Consider the following 22,134-nt stretch of genomic DNA (forward strand, 5'->3'; position numbering starts at 1 on the left):
AGGGTTGACGGCCAAGTGCATGCCTAATACTGTATATAAACACAGTGTCTAAGCGCTGATCACCCAGGATCGGTCACATCAGCCACGCCAGACACTGTGTACAGGTTATGGATTGACTCACCGGTATTATTAAAAGGACTTAATCATGAAACACACCACGATCATCCCCACTCGCTGGACGCGCGCCGATGCGCTCAAAGTAAATGAAAACGACCCGACCACTACCCAGCCGTTGGTGCCTGCCGACTTTCCAGTGATGAGCGACACGGTATTTATCTGGGACACCATGCCGTTGCGTACGCTGGAGGGCACGGTGGTTTCGGTCAACGGCTGGTCCGTTATCTTCACCCTGACGGCTGACCGTCGCCCCCACGATCCACAGTTCATCAATGCCGATGGCCGTTACGACATCAAGCGCGATTGGGAAGATCGCCATGGCCATGCGCGCATCTGCTACTGGTACTCGCGCACCGGCAAGGACTGGATCTTCGGCGGCCGGGTCATGGCCGAAGGGGTTTCGCCGACCACGCGTGAGTGGGCGGGTACGCCGATCCTGTTGAATAACAACGGTGATATCGACCTGTATTACACCTGCGTAACGCCGGGTGCGACGATTGCCAAGGTCAGAGGCCAAGTGGTCACGTCCGATAGTGGTGTCGAGCTACGCGGTTTTACCCAGGTCAAGGCGCTCTTCGAAGCCGACGGCACCTATTACCAGACCGAAGCGCAGAACGCGACCTGGAACTTTCGCGATCCCAGCCCGTTTATCGACCCGGTGGATGGCAAGTTGTACATGGTGTTCGAAGGCAATGTCGCCGGTGAGCGCGGCACGCACGAGGTGGGCCCGAATGAACTGGGCCTGGTGCCACCGGGGCACGAGGAAGTGGGCGGGGCCCGCTACCAGGTGGGTTGCATCGGCATCGCTGTGGCCAAGGACCTCAACGGTGACGAATGGGAAATCCTGCCGCCATTGGTCACGGCCGTCGGCGTGAACGACCAGACCGAGCGGCCGCACTATGTGTTCCAGGACAACAAGTACTACCTGTTCACCATCAGCCACAAGTTCACGTATGCAGACGGCGTGACCGGCCCGGATGGTGTCTATGGATTCGTCGGTGATCACCTGTTCGGCCCCTACACACCAATGAACGCCTCCGGGCTGGTACTCGGCAACCCGCCTTCGCAGCCGTTCCAGACCTATTCTCATTGCGTGATGCCCAACGGCCTGGTCACGTCGTTCATCGACAGCGTGCCTACCACCGGTGATGACTACCGCATCGGCGGCACCGAAGCGCCTACGGTCAGGATTGTATTGAAGGGGGACCGCTCGTTTGTGCAGGAGGCTTACGACTACGGTTACATCCCGGCGATGCGCGATGTGGTGTTGAGCCAGTGACCGCAATGCAAAAGCCAGCCTGATTTCATCAGGTGTAAACCGATCCAAATGTGGGAGGGGACAAACCCCTCCCACATTTTTTGACCGCGTTTCAGGCGGTCGGTCTTCGTTGACGAAGTGCCACGCACGCCCTCAAGTCCCCGCCCACCAGGCCGATACAGGCACTAGCGCCATGAGCGATCCTGAGCTGGCAGGTGCACGCCTGGTCGTCGCCCAGGTCAACGAATAAAAATCAGAAGGGGTGGCCATGACCATATTGCAACGTGTGATCGGCGGATTTGCGGTGTTGGTGCTGTTACTGTTGATCATGGCGGGGATCAGCTATCAGAACACGCAGTCCATCAGCAGCCGCTTGAGCATTATCACCGGCCAGTCGGCCCCCTTGAGCCGGGCCGCCAGTGAGCTATACGTGCACATCCTGCGCGCCAACCAGGCATTGCTGGCCATTCAGATCAGCACCGACCCCAAGCAGATCGAGGACGGCAAGCGTCCGTTTACCGAAAGCATCGCCCAGTTCAATCAGTTGCTCGACGGCACCGCGGCCTATACCGGCGAGCACGAGGCGTTGCGGGCGAACCTGACGCAGCAGCGTCAACAGGTACTGGCCTATGTGGAACAGGCGCAGGCGTTGATGACGTCTCACTTGCAGCATGTGCAGCAGGTGGTGCTGACGCGGCAACTGCAAGGCTACAGCAGTGCGCAGGCGATGCAGTTGACCAGCTATTTGCGTGATTACATCGCGCATGCACGCAGCGTCAGCGAACCGCAACAGGTTGCCGCAGCGGAAAAGCTGCTATTGGAAGTCAACAAATCCTACGATGGCTTCGCGGCTCATACCGTCACGCCCGCCATTGATACATTACAGCGTGTGCTCAATCTGCAGGACGAAGTGATCAGCACCCGGGCCCAGGCCCTGACGGAAGTTGACCCGAGGGTCGGGCGGATTGCCGGCGTCATGGTCAATCGCCTGCTGACTGACCTGACTGCCCCCGACGGCCTGTTCCAGGCCTATCAGGTGGAGGCGAAACTGGCCGCGCAGGTGCAGCAGCAACGCAATGCGGTTGACGCAGCGCTAAAAACCACCCTGGACAAAATTGGCGAGTTCGGCAGCCAATCCCTGGAGGTCGCCAACCAGGCCAGTCACTCGGCCAATGCCACCATCGGCACCAGCCGCAGCTTGCTGTTGATCGCGTGTGTGCTGGCGGTGCTGGCGGCGGTGGCGATTGGCACGTGGGTCGCCTTCAGCCTGCGGCGTCCGCTGGCGGCGTTTCGCGAAGTGCTCAAGACGCTCACTGCGGGGGATATGCGGGTCAGTTTCGATGTCAGTCGTAAAGACGAGTTCGGTGAGCTGGGCGGCTACCTGAACGAGCTGACCACGGCCCTGCAGAAAACCTTTCGTGAATTGATCAGCTCTGCCGATGCGCTGGCCGTAACCGCCGGGAGCAACGCCCTGAACAGCGAGCAGACTACCCGTGTGGTGGATGAACAGAAGGACCGTTTGCAATCGGCCGCCTCGGCCATGACGCAGATGGAAAGCACGGTCGAAGAGGTGGCTCGGCGTGCGCAGGACACCCGCCAGGCCGTGGACGACACCAGTGATCTCACCCACAAGGTGCAGGAGCGCGTGGCCGAGACCATCGTCAATATTCGCCAGCAGGCCGACCAGGTGAACAAGGCCACGCAGGTGACCGATGAGTTGCAGAAGTACGGGCAGAACATCGAGGGCATTGTGGTCGCCATTCGTACCATTGCCGAACAGACCAACCTGCTTGCCCTGAATGCGGCGATCGAAGCGGCGCGTGCCGGCGAGCAAGGGCGCGGTTTTGCGGTGGTGGCCGATGAAGTGCGCTCCCTGGCCAGCCGTACCCAGACCTCGACCAGCGAAATCCAGGACATGATCGGGCTCATGCAGGAAAAAATTCACTCGGTGGTGCACGTGATGAATGAAAGCCAGGCACAGTCCACCCAGTGCGTGTCCCTGGCCTCGGGCGCCGGTGACTTGTTGCTGTCGATGAGCGGCGCGGTCGACAGTATCCGCGACATGAACATTCAGATCGCCGCCGCCACCGAGCAACAGAGCGCGACGGTGCAGGAAACCAGTCGGATGGTCATCCAGATCAACGATTCGGCCCAGCTCACGGCAAACGGTGCCGAGCAGTCCGCCATCAGCAGCCAAGCGCTGTCGGACATGGCCAAAGTGCAGCGCGAGCTGCTCCATCATTTCAGCGTTTGAGCCGCAGGAGTCAGAACATGAAAGCATGGTTAATGCTCGCCCTGGGGGTGACGCTGCTCATTCCAGGCCCCGCCCAGGCCGCCACGCCCTTGATCGGTGTGGGCATGGCAAAATACGACGATAACTTCCAGACCCTGCTGCGCAATGGCGTGCAGCGACAGGCCGACGTCATGAACGTCGACATCTTTATGGAGAATGGGCAGGACAGCGTCGATTTGCAGATGCGCCAATTCCGCAACCTGGTCAATTCCAAGGTGGACGCGATCATCGTCGCGATGGTTAACGGCAAAATTGCAGCGCAGATGATGCAGCTGGCCACGGACGCAAAGATCCCACTGGTCTTCGTCAACCGTAATCCGAACCCGGAAAAATGGCCCGCGCAGACCGCGTTTGTCGGCTCCAACGAGCTGGAATCGGGGACTTTGCAGATGGAAGAGCTGGCGCGCCGTGCCGGTTACAAAGGCAACGTGGTGATTCTGGTGGGCGACCCGGCTAACGCTTCCTCCTCGATGCGCACCGAGGACGTGGAAAAAGTCGTCGCCAAATACCCGGACATGAAAGTCGTACAGAAAAAAATCGGTAACTGGCAGCGTAGCCAGGCCGCCACGATTGTCATTGACTGGGTCAAGCAGGGCGTCGATTTTTCGATCATCGCCGCCAACAACGACGAAATGGCAATCGGCGCGATCATGGGGCTGGAAAAGGCCGGTAAACAGGCCAAGGACTATTGGGTCGGCGGCATCGACGGCACACCGGACGGTTTGAAATTGATGGCCGAGGGCAAGATGGCGGTCAGCGTATTCCAGGATGCCGCCGGCCAGGCCAGTGGCGCCGTGGACACCGCACTACGCCTGGTACTCGGCGAGGTGCTGGAATCGACGGTGGTCTGGGTACCGTTCAAGTTGATCACGCCCGAGAATCGCCAGGACTTCGAATAGGACTGACCCCCTCGCTCCGACCTTGGAATGCAGTCAAATGTGGGAGGGGGCAAGCCCCCTCCCACAGGGTTATGGGGTGTTAGTGAGAACGGGCTTCAGCGCCGGCCCGCCCGCGTACTCACGTCCACCCACACCGCCAGCACCAGGATGCTGCCCTTCACAATCATCTGCCAGTAACTGTCCACATCCAGCATCGACATGCCATTGTCCAGGCTGGTAATCACCAATGCCCCGAGCAACGCGCCATACACCGTGCCCGAACCACCGCGCATCGACGTACCACCGATAAAGCACGCGGCGATGGCATCCAGTTCGCCCATGTTGCCGGCCGACGGTGAGCCTGCCGCGAGGCGCGCGGTGTTGACCAGGCCGGCGAGGGCGCACATCACGCCCATGATGCCGAAGATCCACAGTTTCACCGCCTGCACGTTGATACCCGACAGGCGCGTGGCTTCCATGTTGCTGCCTACCGCGTACACGCGGCGGCCGAACACGGTCTGGCTGGTGACGTAGCTGAACACACCGAGCAGCACCAGCAACAGCAGTACGGGCACGGGGATGCCATCGTAGCTGTTGAGGGTGGTGACGAACCCGGCCAGCACCGCGCCGATCACCACCACGCGCAATACGTCACGCACCAGCGAGTGTGCCGTCAGGCCATGCAGCGCGCGGTTGCGCCGTTGTTTCCAGGTCAGGAACAGGGTCAGGGCAAACAGCAGAACCCCAAGGCCAATCCCCACCGAATGCGGCAAATACCCCTGGCCCACATACACCAGCGATGGCGACACCGGCGCAATGGTGGTGCCGCCGGTGATCCCCAGCAGAATCCCGCGAAACGCCAGCATGCCACCCAGGCCGACAATGAACGAGGGGATGCGCAGGTAGGCGGTCATGTAGCCGTTGGCCAGGCCGATCATCAGCCCGCACAGCGCCACCAGGCTGAGGTTGGCCAGCAGCGGGATGTGATAGACCACATCCAGGATCGCCGCCAGGCCGCCCAGTAACCCCAGCAACGATCCCACCGACAGGTCGATCTCGCCGCTGATGATCACCAGCACCATGCCGCACGCCAATATCCCGGTGATCGACATCTGCCGCAGCAGGTTCGACAGGTTGCGCGGCGTGAGGAAGCCGCCCTCGGTCTGCCAGCTGAAAAACAGCCAGATCACGGCCACGGCGATCACCAGGGCGAGCATTTTATAGCGGGTAAACAGCTGTTTTACCTGATTCATCTACGCGGTTTTCCGATTGTTATTGTGTGGGCTGAGCGCCGCGGCGAGTACCTGTTCCTGGGTGAGCCCGTTGTTGACGAAGTCGCCGCGCAGCTGGCCATCGCCGATCACCAGCACGCGGTTGGACACCCCCAGCACTTCGGCCAGCTCCGAGGAGACCATGATGATCGACACCCCTTGGGCCGCCAGCGCGCCCATCAGCTTGTAGATCTCATATTTGGCGCCCACGTCCACCCCGCGCGTGGGCTCGTCGAGAATCAGCACCTTGGGCTTGGCCATCAGCATTTTCGCCAGCACAGCCTTTTGCTGATTGCCGCCGGACAGGCTGGTGATCGGCAAAAACGGGCTGGAGGTCTTGAGGTGCATGCGCGCGATCTGCTGGTCGATGCTGCCCAGTTCGGCCTCGGCGTCGATGCGGGTCAGATGCGCGTAGGTGTCGAGCACCGCTAGGGTGATGTTCTGGCCCACGCCCAGGTCGGGAATGATGCCTTGGCGCTTGCGGTCCTCGGGCACCATGCACAGCCCGGCGCGGATCGATTTGAGCGGCGTGCGTGTGTCGATCACCTGGCCGTCCAGCCACACCTCGGCGCTGTAGCGGCCGGGGTAGGCGCCGAACAGCGCCGACACCAACTCGGTGCGCCCGGCGCCCACAAGACCTGCGATGCCGAGGATTTCGCCGCGCTTGAGCACGAAGGAAATATCGTCGACGCGCTTGCGCTTGGGGTTGTCGACGTCATAGCAGATGACGTTGCGCGCTTCAAAGATCACCTCGCCCACTTCATGGGGCTCGGTGGGGTAGAGGTTGCTCATCTCACGGCCGACCATCTGCGTGATGATCTGCGCGATATCCATGTCGGCCATGGCCGTGGTCGCGATGTGCTTGCCGTCGCGGATCACCGTAATGGTGTCGCACACCGCTGCCACCTCATCGAGCTTGTGCGAGATGTACACGCAGGCCACGCCCTTGGCCTTGAGGCCGCGGATGATGTCGAGCAGCACCTCGATTTCCGAGCGGGTCAGGGCCGAGGAGGGCTCATCGAGGATCAACAGGCGCGCCTTTTTGTTCAGCGCCTTGGCGATTTCCACCAGTTGCTGGTAGCCGCCGCCGTACTGCGACACCGGCAGCGCGACGTTCATGTCCGGCACCTTGAGTTCGCGCATCAGCGCTTCGGCGCGGTGGATCATCGCCGGGTAGTTCATGCGCCCGCCGGGCAATGTCAGTTCGTGGCCCATGAAGATGTTCTCGGCCACCGACAGGTCGGGCACGAGGGTCAGTTCCTGGTGAATGATGACGATGCCGGCGGCCTCGGTTTCGCTGATGGACTGGGCCTTGAGCGGCTGTCCATCCCAGAGGATTTCGCCCTCCCAGGTGCCGTGCGGGTAGACCGCCGACAGCACCTTCATCAGGGTGGATTTACCGGCACCGTTCTCACCGCACAGGCCGACACATTCCCCCGGCCGTACCTTGATGTCTATGCCGTTCAGCGCGTTGACACCGCCAAAACGTTTGACGATGCCGTTCATTTGCAGCAGGTAGTGCGACATGGCAATGGCTCACACAAAAGGCCGAAGAAACGCGTGTTCCTGTAGGAGCGAGCTTGCTCGCGAAAAACATCAACGATGACGCGTGCATCCTGGACGTACGCGTTGTCTGTGAGATCTTCGCGAGCAAGAACTAGGCGTCCCCCTCGCTCCTACAGGCCGATCTGCTCTTTGGTGTAGAAGCCGTCCTTCTCCAACAGGTCGATATTGGCCTTGGTCAGCGGGGTCGGGGTGAGCAGGATGGTGTCGACCTTTTTGCTGCCGTTGTCGTATTGCGAGCTGTAGGTGGGTTTTTCGTTGCGCGCCAGTTGCACCGAGAGCTTGGCGGCTTCGCTGGCGATCAGCTTGAGCGGTTTGTATACGGTCATGGTCTGGGTGCCGTCGATCACGCGCTTGACGGCGGCGAGGTCGGCATCCTGGCCGGAGATCGGCACCTTGCCTGCCAGTTTCTGCGCGGCCAGGGCCTGGATCGCGCCGCCGGCGGTGGCGTCGTTGGAGGCGACGATGGCGTCGATCTTGTTGTTGTTCCGGGTCAGGGCGTTTTCGACGATGCTCAGGGCCTCGGTGGGGTTCCATTCCTTGACCCATTGCTGGCCGACGATCTTGATGTCGCCCTTGTCGATGGCCGGTTGCAGCACTTTCATCTGGCCTTCGCGCAGCACCTTGGCGTTGTTGTCGGTGGGCGCGCCGCCGAGCAGGAAGTAGTTGCCCTTGGGCGCGGCTTGCAGCACGCCGCTGGCCTGCATTTCGCCGACCTTTTCGTTATCGAAGGAGATATAGGCGTCGATGTCCGCATTGAGGATCAGGCGGTCATAGGACACCACCTTGATCCCGGCCTTCTTGGCTTCGGCCACTGCGTTGGTCAGTACCGTGGCGTTGAACGGCACGATCACGATCACATCGACGCCACGGGAGATCAGGTTTTCGATCTGCGAGATCTGCTTTTGCTCGTTGGCATCGGCAGACTGCACGAAGACCTTGGCATCGAGTTTCTCCGCCGCTGCGACGAAGTAGTCACGGTCGCGGGACCAGCGTTCCAGGCGCAGGTCGTCGATGGAAAAGCCGATCTTCGGGTGCGCGGAATCGGCCATCACCGGCAGGGCGAGCAGCGCCAGGGCGCTGGCGAGCAGGGTACGTTTGAATGACTTCATGGTGGTGCGTCCTTTTATTGTTGTTGGAAAGACACTGGGGCAAGACTCTAGGCGAAGACTGTAATTGTGGCTAACTGATTAGTGGTAGCAAGTGCTGTACCTGTGGCCAGCGAGCTTGTTGTGGCGAGCGGGCTTGCCCCGCGTTGGGCTGCGAAGCGGCCCTAAAACCAGGCACCTCGGTGTGTCAGTTAAAAACACATCGCCTGTAATGGGGCCGCTTCGCGCCCCAACGCGGGGCAAGCCCGCTCGCCACAACAAGCCCGCTCGCCACAATGTCACCGATAAATAAACCGGTTGACCACCGCCTCCAGCATTTCTTGCCGACCACTCACGGCCTGTGGGTTCAGCTCATGGGCAAATGCATGCTCGGCCAGCGACTCCAGGCTGAATTCTCCCGCCAGTACCGCCTTGCCCAGTGGTTGCTGCCAGCCGGCATAACGCTGGTCCTTGAACTGCTGCAACCGGTCGTTCTGCACCATGGCCGCTGCACGTTCCAGCGACAGGGCGAGTACATCCATGGCGGCGACATGCCCGTGGAACAGGTCGACCTCGTCCAGGCTCTGGCGCCGCACCTTCGAATCAAAGTTATAGCCGCCATTCTTGAACCCGCCAGCCTTGAGGATCTCATAGGTGGCCAGGGTCGTTTCCTCGACGCTGTTGGGGAACTGGTCGGTGTCCCAGCCGTTCTGCGGGTCGCCACGGTTGGCGTCGATGCTGCCGAAGATGCCCAGGGACACGGCGGTGGCGATCTCGTGATGAAAACTGTGCCCGGCCAGGGTGGCGTGGTTGGCCTCGATATTCACCTTGATCTCGTGTTCCAGGCCGTACTCATGCAGGAAGCCGAACACCGTGGCACTGTCGTAATCGTACTGATGCTTGGTGGGTTCCTGAGGCTTGGGCTCGATCAGCAGATCGCCCGTAAAGCCGATCTTGTGCTTGTGCTCCACCACCATGCGCATGAAGCGCCCGAGTTGCTCGCGCTCGCGCTTGAGGTCGGTGTTGAGCAGGGTTTCATAGCCTTCACGGCCGCCCCACAGCACATAGTTGGCGCCTTTGAGGCGCAGCGTGGCGTTCATTGCACTGAACACCTGGGCGGCGGCGTAGGCGAACACCTCAGGGTCAGGGTTGCTGGCAGCGCCGGCGGCGAAACGCGGGTTGCTGAAGCAGTTGGCGGTGCCCCACAGCAACTTGATCCCGGTCTGTTCCTGGTGGCGCTCCAGATGGTCGACCATCTGCGCAAAGTGGTTGCGATACTCCTTGAGCGAGCTGCCTTCCGGCGCCACGTCGGTGTCGTGGAAGCTGTAGTAGTCGATGCCCAGCTTGGAGAAAAACTCGAACGCCGCATCGGCCTTGCCGATGGCCACTTCCATCGGCTCGCCGCTGCGCTGCCACGGGCGCTTGAAGGTGCCCATGCCGAACATGTCCGCCCCTGGCCACACGAAGGTGTGCCAATAACAGGCGGCCATGCGCAGGTGTTCGCGCATGGGTTTGCCGAGGATCAACTTGTTGGCATCGTAGTGGCGAAAGGCGAGGGGAGCGTCGCTGCTGGGGCCTTCGAAGCGGACCTTCTCGACACCGGGGAAGTACGGCATGGCGTTTTCCTTATTGTTCTTGGCGGTATCTCGATACTAGCAACGGCACCCTGGCCGCTGATTATGAAAATCACCAAGGTGTAGTGCGATTTTGAGTGGCTGGGTCTAGTCTGTAGCGACCGGCCTCAGGATAAAAACAATGCAAACCCTACCGCCCGTGCACCGCATCGCCTTGCTATTCAATGGCAGCAAAATCTACGACCGCGGCATCATCGCCGGCATCGGCAATTACCTGAGCAGCACCCGCGCGTCGTGGGACCTGTTCCTGGAAGAGGATTTCCTTTGTCGTCTGCGGGGCATCGAACGTTGGCATGGCGACGGCATCATCGCCGACTTCGACGACCCGTTGATCGGCGAAGCGCTGGCCGACAGCCGGGTGCCGGTGGTGGCGGTGGGGGGCTCGTATGAGGACGCAGGCGCCTATCCCAAGGACATTCCTTATGTGGCCACCGACAATCATGGGCTGATGAAGCTGGCCTACGAGCACCTGATCGAAGCGGGCCTGACGCAGTTTGCCTGTTTCAGCCTGCCCGAGGCCCAGGCCAACCGCTGGGCTCAGGAGCGTGAAAAAGCCTTCCGCCGCCTGCTGCAACGCGATGGCTTGCACGTTGAGATTTATCGCGGCCTGGGCACCAGCGCGCCGCTGTGGGACAGCGCCGTGGAGCAGCAGATCGCCTGGCTGCACAGCCTGCCCAAGCCCATCGGCATCATTGCCGTCACCGACGCCCGCGCCCGGCAGTTGCTGCAAGCCTGCCTCACCGCCGGCATCGCCGTGCCGGAGCAGGTCGCGCTGATCGGCATCGACAACGACCCGCTGACCCGCACGCTCACGCGGGTGCCCCTGAGTTCAGTGATCCAGGGCACCGAAACCATGGGCCGCACCGCCGCCGCGCTGTTGCACCAGATGCTGCACGGCAAGCCCTGCCAGGGCACGCAGGTTCTGGTGCCGCCGGAGGCGATCAATGTGCAGGCGTCGAGCTTGCATCAACCCTTGGGCAACCCCTACGTGATGCAGGCGCTGCTGTTTATCCGCCAATACGCTTGCCAGGGCATCAAGACCGCGCAGGTGGCGGCCTATGTCGGCGTGTCGCGCTCATCGTTGGAGGCGCACTTTCGCAAGGTGCGTGGCCGCAGCGTGCACGACGAGATCCTGCGCTTCAAATTGGCGGCGGCGGCCACACGGCTGGAGCAGGGCGACTCGGCGATTGCCGCCATCGCACAGAAGTGTGGCTTCACCTCGGCGCAGTACCTGCATACCGTGTTCCGGCGCGAGTTCGGCTGTACGCCGCGCGAGTACCGGCAAGTGCCGGCAAACTTTGTCGGCTCCGGCCATTCGCCGCTGGACTTGCACCGTACAGACTAGGGAGAATGGTTTTTTGTGGCGAAAATGGAAGCTCACATGACCGACAGTGCCCAGCGTGCCGCCAGCGACATCGACCTGATGACTGAAGTGGCCATGCTTTATTACCTCGACAACATCACCCAGGAAGCCATCGCCAAGCGCTTCGACCTGTCCCGGGTCAAGGTCAGCCGGCTGCTCAAGCGCGCCCGTGATGAAGGGGTAGTGGAGGTGCGGGTGTTGCAGCATCCAGCCTTGAACACCGAGTTGGAGCAGGCGTTGGTCGAGCGTTTCCAGCTGGATCGGGCGTTGATCGCGGTGGACCATGGCGACCCCGACACCCAGCGCTCGGCGGTGGCCAGCCTGGTCGCCAACTACCTGAACAAGACCCTCAGCGACGGCATGATCGTCGCCGTGGGCATGGGCCGCAACGTGGGCGCGGTAGCCGAGAACGTGTTCCTGCCGGTGACGCGCAGTTGCACCTTTGTGTGCGCGATCGGCGGCTCGCTCAAGGCTGGCGAATACATGAACCCCGACCATATCTGCCGGCGCCTGGCCCTGCGTTTCGGCGCCGAGAGCGAAACCCTGTACGCCCCGGCCCTGGTGGCCAACCCCGAGCTGCGCAGTGTGCTGATCAACAACGATACCGTGCGCTCCACCCTGGACCGCGCGCGCCGCGCCGACATCGCCTTGATCGGCATCGGTGACATGAGCGAGAACAGCAACATGGTGCGCATGGGCTGGTTCTCGCCCCAGGAAATCGCCCAGGCGCGGTTGTCCGGCACGGTAGGCGACATGATGGGCTACGACTTTATCGACATCCACGGCCAGCCGGCGGTCAATGCCATGCAGGGCCGGGTGATCGGCCTGACGGTGCAGGAGCTGGTGCGCATCCCCGACGTGGTGGCGATCGCCAGCGAGAACACCAAGGCGGCGGCCACCCTCGGCGCGTTGCGTTCCGGGGTGATCAATACGCTGGCGACGACCGTGTCGAATGCCTACACGATCCTCGCCTTGGACGACGCCACGCGACGTTAAGCCTGCAGTCGCGCCTCGACCGATTCGGCGAGGTCGGTGAGGATCAGGCAGCACGACACCGCGCCCGCATCCAGTGCCCCCAGGGATCGCTCACCCAAGCGGCTGGCGCGGCCGATCTTCGCCACCAGGTCGCGGGTGGAATCGCGGCCCTGGGACGCCGCGCTTTTCATGCGGCGCAAGGCTTGGGCAAACGGCGCACCGCTGGCCTGCGCCTGTTCAAAGGCCTCCACCGCCGGGATCAGCGTATCCATCAGGCACTTGTCGCCCACGCCCGCTTCGGTGATGTCTTGCAGCGACGTCAGGCCGCCGCGCAGCAGCCGGGCGAAGCGCACGGCATCGATGTGCTCGCAGCCGCGTACTTCATCGGCCATGCCGATGAACAGGCTGCCGTAGAGTGGGCCCATGGAACCGCCGATGCCTTCCATCAGCGCCAGGGTCAGTTCGTCCAGCGCCTCGGCCAAGGACAACTCGCGCCCTTCGAGGGCTTTGCCGCACCGCGAGAAGCCCTTGGCCATGTTGATGCCGTGGTCGCCGTCGCCGATGGCGCCATCCACTTCACTGAGGTACTCACGGTTGGCGACGATGACCGACACCAGTTGGGTGAGGATGGCGCTGCCGGTGTTGCTGGGGAAATATTCGCTCATGCTTCACTCCGTCTGTGTCATGCCAATGGCGCGGCACGGGTGGTCGATCAAGGTGCGCAGCTCGGCATCGAGCCCGAGCAGGGTGAGGGTCACGCCCATCATTTCCAGGGACGTGAAGTAATTGCCCACGTAGCAACGGTGAATGCCCAGGCCCTTGGCCCGCAGTTGGCGCTCGACCTCGGCGTAGAAGATGTACAGCTCCATCACCGGCGTGGCGCCCAGGCCCGAGACCAGCACCACCACGCTTTGATCGGCGCTGAAGTCGCGGTCGGCCAGGATCGGCGCGAGCATGCGTTCGGCCATGGCGGCGGCGGACTCCACCGCTATCACTTCGATGCCCGGTTCGCCATGGTGGCCGATGCCCAGTTCCATCAGGCCGTCGGCGATCTGGAAGTTCGGCTTGCCCACCGCCGGGATGGTGCAGGGCGTCAGGCCCACGCCGATGGAGCGGCAGTTGTCCACGGCCTTCCGGGCCACGCGGATCACGCCGTCGAGGTCGTAGCCCAGGGCGGCGGCGGCGCCACCGATTTTCCACATGAAGATTTCACCGGCCACGCCACGGCGCTTGGCGATGTCGGCCGCAGGCGCCGAAGCCACGTCGTCGTTGGCGACCACGGTGCGGATGGTCATGTCTTTGCTGGCGGCCATTTTCATCGCCAGCTTCACATTCATATTGTCGCCGGCATAGTTGCCATACAGGCACGCCACGCCGGCGCCCTGGTCGGCGGCGCGGAACGCATCGAAGAAGCTCTTGGCGGTGGGCGAAGAGAAGATCTCGCCGACGGCCACCGCGTCCACCAGGCCCGGGCCGACGTAACCGAGGAAGGCCGGCTCATGCCCGGAGCCGCCACCGGTGACGATGCCCACCTGGCCCGCCGGTGAGGGGATTTTCTTGCGAATCACCCGTGGGTTGCTCTCGTACTGCACCAGTTCCGGATGCGCCAGGAGGATGCCCGCGAGCATGTCCTCGACTACCAGGTCCGGATCGTTAATGACTCGATTCATGCCGTCTTCCTTTTGTTCTTATTAGAAGCCTGGTTACTGAATGCTGTAGCCACCGTCGATCACCACGTTTTCGCCGGTGATCATCTTGGCCGCGTCGCTGACCAGGTAGAGCACCAGCCCGGCGATTTCCTCGGGCTGGGCGAAGCGCCCGACCGGGATCTGGCGCTTGGCCCGTTCCCCCAGCTCGCCGGCCCAGGCCTTTTTGCCCAGGGCGGTTTCGACAATGGTCGGTGACACCGCGTTGACGTTGATGCCATGGGGCGCCCATTCCATGGCCAGTACCTTGGTCATGCCGACCACCGCGGCCTTGCTCGCGCAATAGGCCACGTGACGGTCCAGGCCGATCACGGCGGCTTGGGAGGCCAGGTTGACGATGCGCCCGCCGCCTTGCTCGATCATATGGCGGGCACAGGCCTGGGCCATGAAGAAACTGGCCTTGAGGTTGATACCCAGGGTGGTGTCCCAGGCGTCTTCGCTGACCTCGAGGGCCTTGTCCAGCAGCGCGACCCCGGCGCTGTTGACCAGGTAATCGATGCGCCCCAGTTGCGCGGCGGCCTGGTCGAGCGCTGCCTGCAGCGAGTCGAGCCGGCGCAGGTCGGCGACCACGCCGAGATTGCCAGGGCCCAGGCCGGCGGCCACCTCCACCGCGGCCGGGTCGCGGTCCAGCAAGGCCACCTTGGCGCCGCGTTCCACCAGCAGGCTGGCGCAGGCCAGGCCGATGCCGGCAGCGCCGCCGGTGATCACGGCGCAACGGCCGGTGAGGTCGAACGCCTGGTTCCAGAAATTGGACATTGCACACACTCCACTTAGCGTTTTTTCTTGCGCCAGACATCGATCAACACCGCCAGCACGATGATCAAGCCCTTGGCCACTTGTTGGTAATACGAAGACACCCCGAGCAGGTTCAAGCCGTTGTTGATCACACCGATCAGCAGCGCGCCGAACAGTGTGCCGACAATGCTGCCGGTGCCGCCGGACAGGCTGGTACCGCCGATCACCACGGCGGCGATCGCGTCCAGCTCATAGGACACCCCCGCCTGGGGCAGCGCCGAGGTGGTGCGCGCCGCCAGCACCACGCCGGCCAGGCCGGCCAGCAGGCCGGAAATCACATACACCGAGAACGTGACCTTGCGCACGCCGATGCCGGAGGTGCGCGCGCTTTTTTCGTTGCCGCCCACCGCATATACGTAACGGCCGTAAGTGGTGTAGCGCAGCACCATCCAGAACAGCAGCGCCACCACGGCAAAGATAATGATCGGGATGCCGACAGGGCCCAGCTTGCCGATGCCCATGGCCAGGAAAGCGTCCGGCAGGTCGGTGACCGGGCTGCCATCGTTGAGGATAAAGGTCATGCCCCGGGCCACGCTGAGCATGCCCAGGGTGGCGACAAAGGGCGGGATCGACAGGTTGGCGACCATAAAGCCGTTGACCACGCCGAGCATGGCCCCGGCAAACATCCCCGCGCTCACCGCCGCCAGCAGGCCATGGCCCTGGGTGGCGACCAGCGCGCTGCACAAACCGGCGAAGGCCAGGATCGAGCCCACCGACAGGTCGATGCCCTTGGTCAGGATCACGTAGGTCATGCCCACGGCCAGAATGCCGTTGATCGAGGTCTGGCGCAGGATGTCCATCCAGTTGCGCCAGGTCATGAAGTATTCGCTGGAAAACGCCAGCACCCCGCACAGCAGGAGAAACACCAGCGGCAGGCCGAAACGATCGAGGGACAGGCGCAGGCGGTTGCGCGGTGGGGCGGCGACAGGGGCTGCAATGACTTTGCTATTCATGAGGCAAGACTCAACAAGGCTTCCTGGGAAAGGGCGGTGTCGGTGCTGACGGTCACCAGCCGGCCGCCTTTGAATACGGCGATGCGGTCACTCAGGTGCAGCAGCTCCGGCGCCTCGGACGAGACCACGATGGCGGCGCCGCCGGCCCGCACGAACTCATCCAGCAGGTGGTAGATCTCCTGCTTGGCGCCCTCGTCGATCCCGCGTGTGGGCTCGTCGCAGAGCAGGCAGATCGGCTGGGTGGACAGGCATTTGGCGAGCACCACTTTCTGCTGGTTGCCGCCGCTCATGGAGGCCACCGGCAGCTCCAGGGACGACACTTTGATCTGCAGGCGCTTGACCAGGCTTTGCGCCAGGGCGGTTTCCTTGCGCCTATTGATCACCGACCAGCTCGACAATTGCCGGTACGCCGAGAGCGCGATATTCGCCAGGATGCTGGCGCTGAGCACCAGGCCGCTGTCTTTGCGGTCTTCAGTGATCAGCGACAGGCCGGCGCGAATTGCCGCCGCCGGAGCGCCGACGGGCAGGGGCTGGCCTTGCAGCGTGGCGCTGCCGGCGTCCGGCACGGTGAGGCCGTACAGGCAGTTGAGGAACTCGCTGCGCCCTGAGCCCATCAGCCCGTAGATACCGAGGATCTCGCCCCGGCGCAGGTGCAGGCTGATGTCCTGGAACTCGCCGCGGCGGCTCAGGCCGCTGACCTCCAGGCAGGTGTGGGCCGCGCATTCGCGGCCGACCTTGTGGTCGATGCGTTGCAGCTCCTGGCCGACGATGCCGCGCACCAGGTGGGCGCGGTCGATATCGGCCATGCGCCCGCTTTCCACAAAGGCGCCGTCACGCAAGATGCTGTAGTCATCGGCGATCCGCGCCAGCTCGCTGAGGCGGTGCGACACATAGATGATCCCTGCGCCACGGGCAGTGAGGCGGCGGATCGCCTTGAACAGGGTGTCGGTTTCACGCTCGCCGATGGCCGAGGTCGGCTCATCCATGATCATCACCTGGCAGTCATGGCTGAACGCCTTGGCAATCTCCACCAGTTGGATCTGCGCCACGCTCAGGCGGTGCATCGGGCTGGTGGCGTCGACGTCGAACTCCAGGCTATGCAGCAGCTCGCGGGTGCGCCGGTTCAGTTCCTTGCTGTCGACAATGCAGCCGGCCCGGCGCGGTTCGCGGCCCAGCCAGATGTTTTCGGCCACGGTCATATAGGGGATGGGTTCCAGCTCCTGGGTGATCATCGCCACGCCGGCGGCCAGCGCGGCGCTGGGGCGGTCGAATTGCACCGGCCGGCCGTTGAGCAAAATGCTGCCGGCATCGCGTTGGGTGATACCCATGAGGATGCTGAGAAAGGTGGATTTGCCGGCGCCATTGCCGCCGCACAGGGCGTGCACGCTGCCGGCTCGCAGGGAGAGGCGCCCGTCTCGCAGGGCAGGGACCCCCGCGTAGGCTTTGGAAATATGTTCAGCCTGGAGCAGTAATGGCGTGGCCATTGGTGTGTCCTCTTGCTGATTTTCTTATTAGATTTATCTGATCATATGATCGAGCAGTGATCATATGTTTAAACTGATTGCGCTTAATTTGTCAATGGTTAGATGGTTGAGCGTCTCGCGGATCTGCGGTTTAAGTCGGTCTGTGCGGGACTTTCCGCTTAAATAAGGCTTGACAGGCTCCTACTGGTCGTTCGCTAATGTTTGTGCATAATTTCAGTTGGTGATCATCTGATCATTTTCATGCGTCCTGCAATGGCCGTGGAGGAAGAGTAATGGGGGCACACACATTGTTTTCAGTGGCCATCGGTTGTGATGAGGCCGGTTTTGAGCTCAAGGAGCTGCTCAAGGGGTATATCGAAACCTTGGGTTACCGCACGCAGGACTTTGGTTGCTACTCGTCCAGCCCGGTGTTGTACCCCGATATTGCGGTGGCGGTGGCGACGGCGGTGGGCGCCGGTGAGCAGCGCCTGGGTGTATTGATTTGCGGCACCGGCATCGGCATGGCGATTTCCGCCAACAAGATCAAGGGAGTGCGGGCGGCGCAGGCCCATGACACCTATTCGGCCGAACGCGCGCGCAAAAGCAACGATGCGCAGATCCTGTCCATCGGCGCACGGGTGATCGGCCCCGAGCTGGCCAAAAGCATCGTTAAAGTGTTCCTGACCTCGGAGTTCGAGGCGGAGCGTTCCGGGGCAAAGGTCGAGCGCATTGCCGCGCTCGAGCAGGCCAACCGGGCCTTGCCGCCCGCCGACGACTGAGTCCGCGCATCACCCGCTTTGTCAGCCCAGGCGCTGTTCAAGAAACGCCGCCACGCAGGCCATGCACGCCTCGCGCTCTTCCACGTGGGGCATATGGCTGGAGTGCTCGAAAATCTGCCATTGCACATCGCCGATGCCGTCGGCAAATGGCTGCAGCGTCGCCGGGGTGGCTTCGTCGAAGCGCCCCGAGATCAGCAGCGTGGGCACCTGGATACGCGGCAGGCGCTCGATGATGCTCCAGTTGCGCATGCTGCCGATCACATGGAACTCGGTGGGGCCATTCATGGCGTGGTACACGGTGGGGTCTGCATCGATGGCGGCAAAGGTGCGTGCCACCTCGGCGGGCATCGGCTGCACGCGGCATACATGGCGCGCGTAAAACACATCGGAGGCGGAGCGGTACTCGGCGCTGTCGGTGGTGCCCGCGTCCTCGTGCCGTTGCAAGGTGGCTTGGACGTCGGCCGGCAGCGCCTGGCGCAGTTCATTGGCCGCCTCGCACCACAGCGCCATGGACGCCGGGGAGTTGGCGATGATCAGCGCCTTAAGGCCGGCCGGTTGGCGCACCGCATGTTCGGCCCCCAGCATGCCGCCCCAGGATTGGCCCAGTAATGCGTAGTCGCCGATATCCAGGTGGGCGATCAGGTTATCCAGCTCGGCGAGAAACACCTGCACGGTCCAGAAATCCGTCGGCGCATCGGGCAAGTGGGTGGAGCGGCCGTTACCCAACTGGTCGTAGTGCACCACCGCGCGGCCGGTGCTGGCCAGGTCCTTGAAACTGTCGACATAGTCGTGGGTGCAACCGGGGCCGCCGTGGGCAACGATCAAGGGCAGGCGCCCTGATTTCAAGTCGCCCGTGACGCGGAACCATGTCCGATGGCCACGGAAATCGGCATAACCTTCGCGAACCTGCATGCTGTGTACCTCATTGGGGATCGATGAGGTACAGGCTAGTAAAACTGCGCGGCTAAGGGCACTGGCAAAAATGCTAGGTTCTCAGACGTTGACCAGGCGGTAATGCAGGCCGCGCGCCACGGCTTCTACGCGGTTGCGTGCGCCCAGTTTGCGCGCGGCGGCGATCAGGTGCAGGTTGACCGTGGCCTCGGAGCGGTTGAGTGCGGCGGCGATGCCTTTGGCCGACAGCCCCTTGGCCGAATGCTGCAGGCACTCGCGTTCGCGACGGGTGAGATGAATGTGGGCGCAGCAACGCTCGGCTGGCGCCAGCAATTCACTGGCCTGGGCCTGGAAGGTGTGGGCCAGCACCAGCAGCTCACCGAGGTTGCGCCGGGCCTGTTGCTCGGCGTCCGCCGGGGTGCCATCGACAATCGCGGTGAGGGTGGCAAAGCCGCCATCCGGTAAATGCAGGGGCACGGTCAGCCCGGTGCTCAGGCCGTAGTCGCGAATGTAGTGGGCGACCGGGCGATGGGCGTCGGTGAGGGCGCCATTCCAGTGGGTGCCGGTGCCGAACGACCACACGAATGGCGTGGTGCGCCGCGCCGCGCATTGCTGCACCGGGTCGATCTGGTAATAGCCGTGCTCGCACCACAGCGTGTGCATGTCGCCGGGCGCGTTCAAGGCCTTGAACACCGATGGGGTGATCAGGGCGCCCTCGTGGCTGACGGGCACCGGCGCGTAGTCATAGATCAGCGTCTTGAAGCCCAGCCCATTGGTGGCTTGCTGGACATGGGCCAGGCAGGCATCAAGGCTGGGCAGGTGGGCGAGTTGCTCGCTGAATGTCATCAGGTCGGTGTGCATGGCGCCTCCGGGCGGTGGGGTGCGCGCTTTCTGTAGCAAACACTCTGCCAATGGCAAAACCTAGTACTTTTCAGGATAGAGCCTACGCTGGCGTCGCCCTAGAGTGAGGCTTCTGTTCAATCCTTGCGGAGCGCCTTTATGATCGACACCCCCACACCCGGCGGCAGCGCGGAGCTGGCGCGTTTCGGATATACCCAACAACTCAAGCGTCAGCTCAGCCTGGGCGACCTGCTGATCTACGGCATGGTGTTCATGGTGCCGCTGGCGCCGTTCTCGATCTTCGGTGGCGTGTTCGACGCCAGCCACGGCATGGTCCCGCTCACCTACCTGATCGGGTTTGTCGCCATGTTGTTTACCGCGATCAGTTACCAGCAGATGTCCCACGCGTTCCCCGTGGCCGGTTCGGTGTATGCGTATGTCGGGCGTGGGCTGAACAGCCAGGCGGGCTTTCTGGCGGGCTGGGCGATCCTGCTTGATTACCTGTTGGTGCCGACCTTGCTCTATGTGATCGGCGCCAACGCCATGGCCAACGTGTTCCCCGGGGTGTCGCAACCGGTGTGGATCGTGTTTTTCGTGGTGGTGAATACGCTGGTGAACCTGCGTGGCATCCAGACCACCGCGCGCGCCAACCGCCTGTTCCTGTATGGGCAACTGGTGGTGCTGCTGGTGTTTGTGGTGCTGGCCGTGATTGCCATCAACCAGGGCGTCAACGGCGCGAGCTGGACAATGAAGCCGCTGTACAACCCGGCCGAGTTTTCCATGCCGTTGATCTTCAGCGCGCTGTCGGTGGCGGTGTTGTCGTTCCTGGGCTTTGACGCGATTTCCACGCTGTCGGAAGAAACCCGTGGCGGCAGCCGCGCCGTGGGCCGCGCGACCCTATGGGCGCTGACCCTGGTGGCGGCGCTGTTCATGGTGCAAACCTGGTTGGCGGCGCTGTTGCAACCCAACCTGATCCAGTACCCGGATGCCGATGCGTCCAACAATGCGTTCTACGACATCGGCCGGCTGGTCGCCGGGCCCTGGCTGCAAGTCGTGATCGCGCTGGCCGTGGCGATCGGCGCGGCCATTGCCAACTCCCTGGTGGCCCAGGCCGCGACCTCGCGGTTACTGTTTGCCATGGCGCGGGACCGTCAATTGCCGGGTTTTCTTGCCCAGGTGCATCCGGTCACCGGCGTTCCACAACGCGCCACGTTGCTGGTGGCGGGCTTGAGCCTGGTGCTGGGCCTGTTCTTCGTCGGGCAGATCAACCTGCTGGCGTCGATGTGCAACTTTGGTGCGCTGAGCGCCTTCCTGCTGCTTCATGTGGCCGTGGCCTGGCACTACCGCGGTGCCGGTCGCTGGCTGGTGCATGGGCTGGTGCCGTTGATCGGCTTTGTGATCATCAGCTACGTGCTGGTCAATTCCGACAGCTACGCCAAGATCGGCGGGGCCTGCTGGATTGCGCTGGGGATCGCGGTGCTGATGTTCTTCAAGGCGACCGGGCGGTCGACTGAACTCAAGGTGGAGTCTGTGTAGGTTGAGCGGCGGAGGCGGTGATGGGGTCACCGCCTCGGTGCCAGGCTAGAACTTGAACCGTCCCACCAAGCCCTTGAGCTGCCCGGAAATATCCGTCAACCGCCCGGACCCGGTCTGCGCCGAGTGGGCAAAACCTTCGACCAGTTGCGCATCGGCATGGATCTGCGCGATGTGGCGGTTGATCTCCTCGGCCACCTGGTGCTGTTCCTCGGCGGCGGTGGCGATCTGGGTGTTCTGGTCGCGGATCGAGTCCACCGAGCCTTGGATCTTATCGAAGCTGTCGCGGGCCTGCTGGATGCGTTCCACGCTGGTTTGCGACACCAGCAGGCTGCTTTGCATCTGCTGGGTGACTTCCTGGGTGCGGCGGGCGAGGTTGCCAAGCAGGCTGTCGATTTCGCCGGTGGAGTCGGCGGTGCGGCGCGCCAGGGCGCGGACCTCGTCGGCCACCACGGCAAAACCGCGACCCTGGTCGCCGGCGCGCGCGGCTTCGATCGCGGCGTTGAGCGCCAGCAGGTTGGTCTGTTCGGCGATCGAGCGGATGGTGTCGAGGATGGTGTTGATGTTCTGGCTGTCCTGCTCCAGCAACTGCATGGTCTGGGTCGACTTTTGCAGGTCTTCGCTGAGCTTGAGCACGCTGCCGGTGGCTTCGCCGATGTGCTGCTGGCCGTCGTGTACGTCACGGTAGCCGGCGTCGGCACTCGAGGCGGCGGCGCTGCAGGAGCGTGCCACTT

The 22,134-nt window shown here is 62.8% G+C and carries 18 protein-coding genes and 2 pseudogenes; 8 read left to right on the forward strand and 12 right to left on the reverse strand.

What is annotated here, in order from left to right; all coding sequences use genetic code 11:
* Positions 1–145 precede the first annotated feature (145 nt).
* The 4 genes and pseudogenes from AB4O05_RS15470 to AB4O05_RS15485 all read left to right on the forward strand — a co-directional run bounded on the left by AB4O05_RS15470 (position 146) and on the right by AB4O05_RS15485 (position 4,567).
* Positions 146–1,396, forward strand: a complete 1,251-nt coding sequence (locus AB4O05_RS15470) for a glycoside hydrolase family 68 protein (protein WP_460136746.1) — start codon at positions 146–148, stop codon at positions 1,394–1,396.
* A gap of 955 nt (positions 1,397–2,351) precedes the next feature.
* Positions 2,352–2,771 (forward strand): annotated as a pseudogene (locus AB4O05_RS15475) (HAMP domain-containing protein); the annotation flags it as partial.
* A gap of 102 nt (positions 2,772–2,873) precedes the next feature.
* Complete coding sequence (locus AB4O05_RS15480; protein ID WP_460164913.1) at positions 2,874–3,629, forward strand: methyl-accepting chemotaxis protein; 756 nt, start codon at positions 2,874–2,876, stop codon at positions 3,627–3,629.
* Between the two features lie 17 nt (positions 3,630–3,646).
* On the forward strand, positions 3,647–4,567 hold the full coding sequence (locus tag AB4O05_RS15485) for a substrate-binding domain-containing protein (protein WP_460136745.1): 921 nt from the start codon (positions 3,647–3,649) through the stop codon (positions 4,565–4,567).
* A 95-nt stretch (positions 4,568–4,662) separates the two neighbouring features.
* Here the strand turns inward: AB4O05_RS15485 and AB4O05_RS15490 are convergent, their stop codons facing one another.
* From AB4O05_RS15490 to xylA, 4 genes are all read right to left on the reverse strand, one after another.
* Positions 4,663–5,799, reverse strand: coding sequence for a sugar ABC transporter permease (locus AB4O05_RS15490; RefSeq protein ID WP_460136744.1), 1,137 nt, complete (start codon positions 5,797–5,799; stop codon positions 4,663–4,665).
* Positions 5,800–7,344, reverse strand: a complete 1,545-nt coding sequence (xylG, locus tag AB4O05_RS15495) for a D-xylose ABC transporter ATP-binding protein (protein ID WP_460136743.1) — start codon at positions 7,342–7,344, stop codon at positions 5,800–5,802. It abuts the gene before it with no gap.
* A gap of 149 nt (positions 7,345–7,493) precedes the next feature.
* Positions 7,494–8,492: a D-xylose ABC transporter substrate-binding protein gene (xylF, locus tag AB4O05_RS15500; RefSeq protein WP_460136742.1), complete on the reverse strand. Its 999-nt coding sequence runs from the start codon at positions 8,490–8,492 to the stop codon at positions 7,494–7,496.
* A 275-nt stretch (positions 8,493–8,767) separates the two neighbouring features.
* Positions 8,768–10,084, reverse strand: a complete 1,317-nt coding sequence (gene xylA / locus AB4O05_RS15505; protein WP_460136741.1) for a xylose isomerase — start codon at positions 10,082–10,084, stop codon at positions 8,768–8,770.
* Positions 10,085–10,223: 139 nt separating this feature from the next.
* On the opposite strand from xylA, the gene AB4O05_RS15510 reads away from it, so the two are divergent.
* Entirely contained in the window at positions 10,224–11,447 is a 1,224-nt protein-coding gene (locus AB4O05_RS15510; RefSeq protein WP_460136740.1) for a XylR family transcriptional regulator, read from the forward strand.
* A 36-nt stretch (positions 11,448–11,483) separates the two neighbouring features.
* Positions 11,484–12,461, forward strand: coding sequence for a sugar-binding transcriptional regulator (locus AB4O05_RS15515; protein ID WP_460136739.1), 978 nt, complete (start codon positions 11,484–11,486; stop codon positions 12,459–12,461).
* Here the strand turns inward: AB4O05_RS15515 and dhaL are convergent.
* The 5 genes from dhaL to AB4O05_RS15540 are packed head-to-tail and all read right to left on the reverse strand — an operon-like array spanning position 12,458 to position 17,378.
* The gene (dhaL, locus tag AB4O05_RS15520) at positions 12,458–13,105 is read right to left on the reverse strand and encodes a dihydroxyacetone kinase subunit DhaL (RefSeq protein WP_460136738.1); all 648 of its coding nucleotides are present in this window, start codon (positions 13,103–13,105) and stop codon (positions 12,458–12,460) included. The genes AB4O05_RS15515 and dhaL overlap by 4 nt on opposite strands.
* Positions 13,106–13,108: 3 nt before the next feature.
* Complete coding sequence (locus AB4O05_RS15525; protein ID WP_460136737.1) at positions 13,109–14,110, reverse strand: dihydroxyacetone kinase subunit DhaK; 1,002 nt, start codon at positions 14,108–14,110, stop codon at positions 13,109–13,111.
* Between the two features lie 33 nt (positions 14,111–14,143).
* The gene (locus AB4O05_RS15530; RefSeq protein ID WP_460136736.1) at positions 14,144–14,902 is read right to left on the reverse strand and encodes an SDR family oxidoreductase; all 759 of its coding nucleotides are present in this window, start codon (positions 14,900–14,902) and stop codon (positions 14,144–14,146) included.
* A gap of 14 nt (positions 14,903–14,916) precedes the next feature.
* Positions 14,917–15,894 (reverse strand): ABC transporter permease, encoded by a 978-nt coding sequence (locus AB4O05_RS15535; RefSeq protein ID WP_460136735.1) that lies wholly within the window; start codon positions 15,892–15,894, stop codon positions 14,917–14,919.
* Positions 15,891–17,378, reverse strand: coding sequence for a sugar ABC transporter ATP-binding protein (locus AB4O05_RS15540; protein WP_460136734.1), 1,488 nt, complete (start codon positions 17,376–17,378; stop codon positions 15,891–15,893). The genes AB4O05_RS15535 and AB4O05_RS15540 overlap by 4 nt, the downstream gene beginning before the upstream one ends.
* A gap of 272 nt (positions 17,379–17,650) precedes the next feature.
* Here AB4O05_RS15540 and rpiB point away from each other — a divergent pair, with 272 nt between their 5' ends.
* The gene (gene rpiB / locus AB4O05_RS15545; protein WP_460136733.1) at positions 17,651–18,136 is read left to right on the forward strand and encodes a ribose 5-phosphate isomerase B; all 486 of its coding nucleotides are present in this window, start codon (positions 17,651–17,653) and stop codon (positions 18,134–18,136) included.
* Between the two features lie 21 nt (positions 18,137–18,157).
* Here the strand turns inward: rpiB and AB4O05_RS15550 are convergent, their stop codons facing one another.
* Positions 18,158–19,048 carry a proline iminopeptidase-family hydrolase gene (locus AB4O05_RS15550; protein WP_460136732.1) on the reverse strand — a complete coding sequence of 297 codons (891 nt, stop codon included), beginning with the start codon at positions 19,046–19,048 and terminating at the stop codon, positions 18,158–18,160.
* A gap of 81 nt (positions 19,049–19,129) precedes the next feature.
* Positions 19,130–19,888, reverse strand: a complete 759-nt coding sequence (locus AB4O05_RS15555) for a helix-turn-helix transcriptional regulator (RefSeq protein ID WP_460136731.1) — start codon at positions 19,886–19,888, stop codon at positions 19,130–19,132.
* Between the two features lie 138 nt (positions 19,889–20,026).
* On the opposite strand from AB4O05_RS15555, the gene AB4O05_RS15560 reads away from it, so the two are divergent.
* A complete protein-coding gene (locus tag AB4O05_RS15560) occupies positions 20,027–21,403 on the forward strand; it encodes an APC family permease (RefSeq protein ID WP_460136730.1) in 1,377 nt (458 codons plus the stop codon).
* A 45-nt stretch (positions 21,404–21,448) separates the two neighbouring features.
* Here AB4O05_RS15560 and AB4O05_RS15565 read toward each other — a convergent pair.
* A pseudogene (locus AB4O05_RS15565) lies at positions 21,449–21,964 on the reverse strand (methyl-accepting chemotaxis protein); the annotation flags it as partial.
* Between the last annotated feature and the right edge of the window lie 170 nt (positions 21,965–22,134).

Source organism: Pseudomonas sp. S1_G07 (assembly GCF_054668565.1).

Excerpts from the sequence above, each read along its gene's own strand:
- AB4O05_RS15530 (WP_460136736.1), bottom strand. The coding sequence starts at position 14,902 with ATGTCCAATTTCTGGAACCAGGCGTTCGACCTCACCGGCCGTTGCGCC.
- AB4O05_RS15515 (WP_460136739.1), top strand. The coding sequence starts at position 11,484 with ATGACCGACAGTGCCCAGCGTGCCGCCAGCGACATCGACCTGATGACT.
- AB4O05_RS15540 (WP_460136734.1), bottom strand. The coding sequence starts at position 17,378 with ATGGCCACGCCATTACTGCTCCAGGCTGAACATATTTCCAAAGCCTAC.
- dhaL (WP_460136738.1), bottom strand. The coding sequence starts at position 13,105 with ATGAGCGAATATTTCCCCAGCAACACCGGCAGCGCCATCCTCACCCAA.
- AB4O05_RS15535 (WP_460136735.1), bottom strand. The coding sequence starts at position 15,894 with ATGAATAGCAAAGTCATTGCAGCCCCTGTCGCCGCCCCACCGCGCAAC.
- AB4O05_RS15550 (WP_460136732.1), bottom strand. The coding sequence starts at position 19,048 with ATGCAGGTTCGCGAAGGTTATGCCGATTTCCGTGGCCATCGGACATGG.
- AB4O05_RS15490 (WP_460136744.1), bottom strand. The coding sequence starts at position 5,799 with ATGAATCAGGTAAAACAGCTGTTTACCCGCTATAAAATGCTCGCCCTG.
- AB4O05_RS15525 (WP_460136737.1), bottom strand. The coding sequence starts at position 14,110 with ATGAATCGAGTCATTAACGATCCGGACCTGGTAGTCGAGGACATGCTC.
- AB4O05_RS15485 (WP_460136745.1), top strand. The coding sequence starts at position 3,647 with ATGAAAGCATGGTTAATGCTCGCCCTGGGGGTGACGCTGCTCATTCCA.
- AB4O05_RS15560 (WP_460136730.1), top strand. The coding sequence starts at position 20,027 with ATGATCGACACCCCCACACCCGGCGGCAGCGCGGAGCTGGCGCGTTTC.
- rpiB (WP_460136733.1), top strand. The coding sequence starts at position 17,651 with ATGGGGGCACACACATTGTTTTCAGTGGCCATCGGTTGTGATGAGGCC.
- AB4O05_RS15510 (WP_460136740.1), top strand. The coding sequence starts at position 10,224 with ATGCAAACCCTACCGCCCGTGCACCGCATCGCCTTGCTATTCAATGGC.
- xylA (WP_460136741.1), bottom strand. The coding sequence starts at position 10,084 with ATGCCGTACTTCCCCGGTGTCGAGAAGGTCCGCTTCGAAGGCCCCAGC.
- xylF (WP_460136742.1), bottom strand. The coding sequence starts at position 8,492 with ATGAAGTCATTCAAACGTACCCTGCTCGCCAGCGCCCTGGCGCTGCTC.
- AB4O05_RS15555 (WP_460136731.1), bottom strand. The coding sequence starts at position 19,888 with ATGCACACCGACCTGATGACATTCAGCGAGCAACTCGCCCACCTGCCC.
- AB4O05_RS15470 (WP_460136746.1), top strand. The coding sequence starts at position 146 with ATGAAACACACCACGATCATCCCCACTCGCTGGACGCGCGCCGATGCG.
- xylG (WP_460136743.1), bottom strand. The coding sequence starts at position 7,344 with ATGTCGCACTACCTGCTGCAAATGAACGGCATCGTCAAACGTTTTGGC.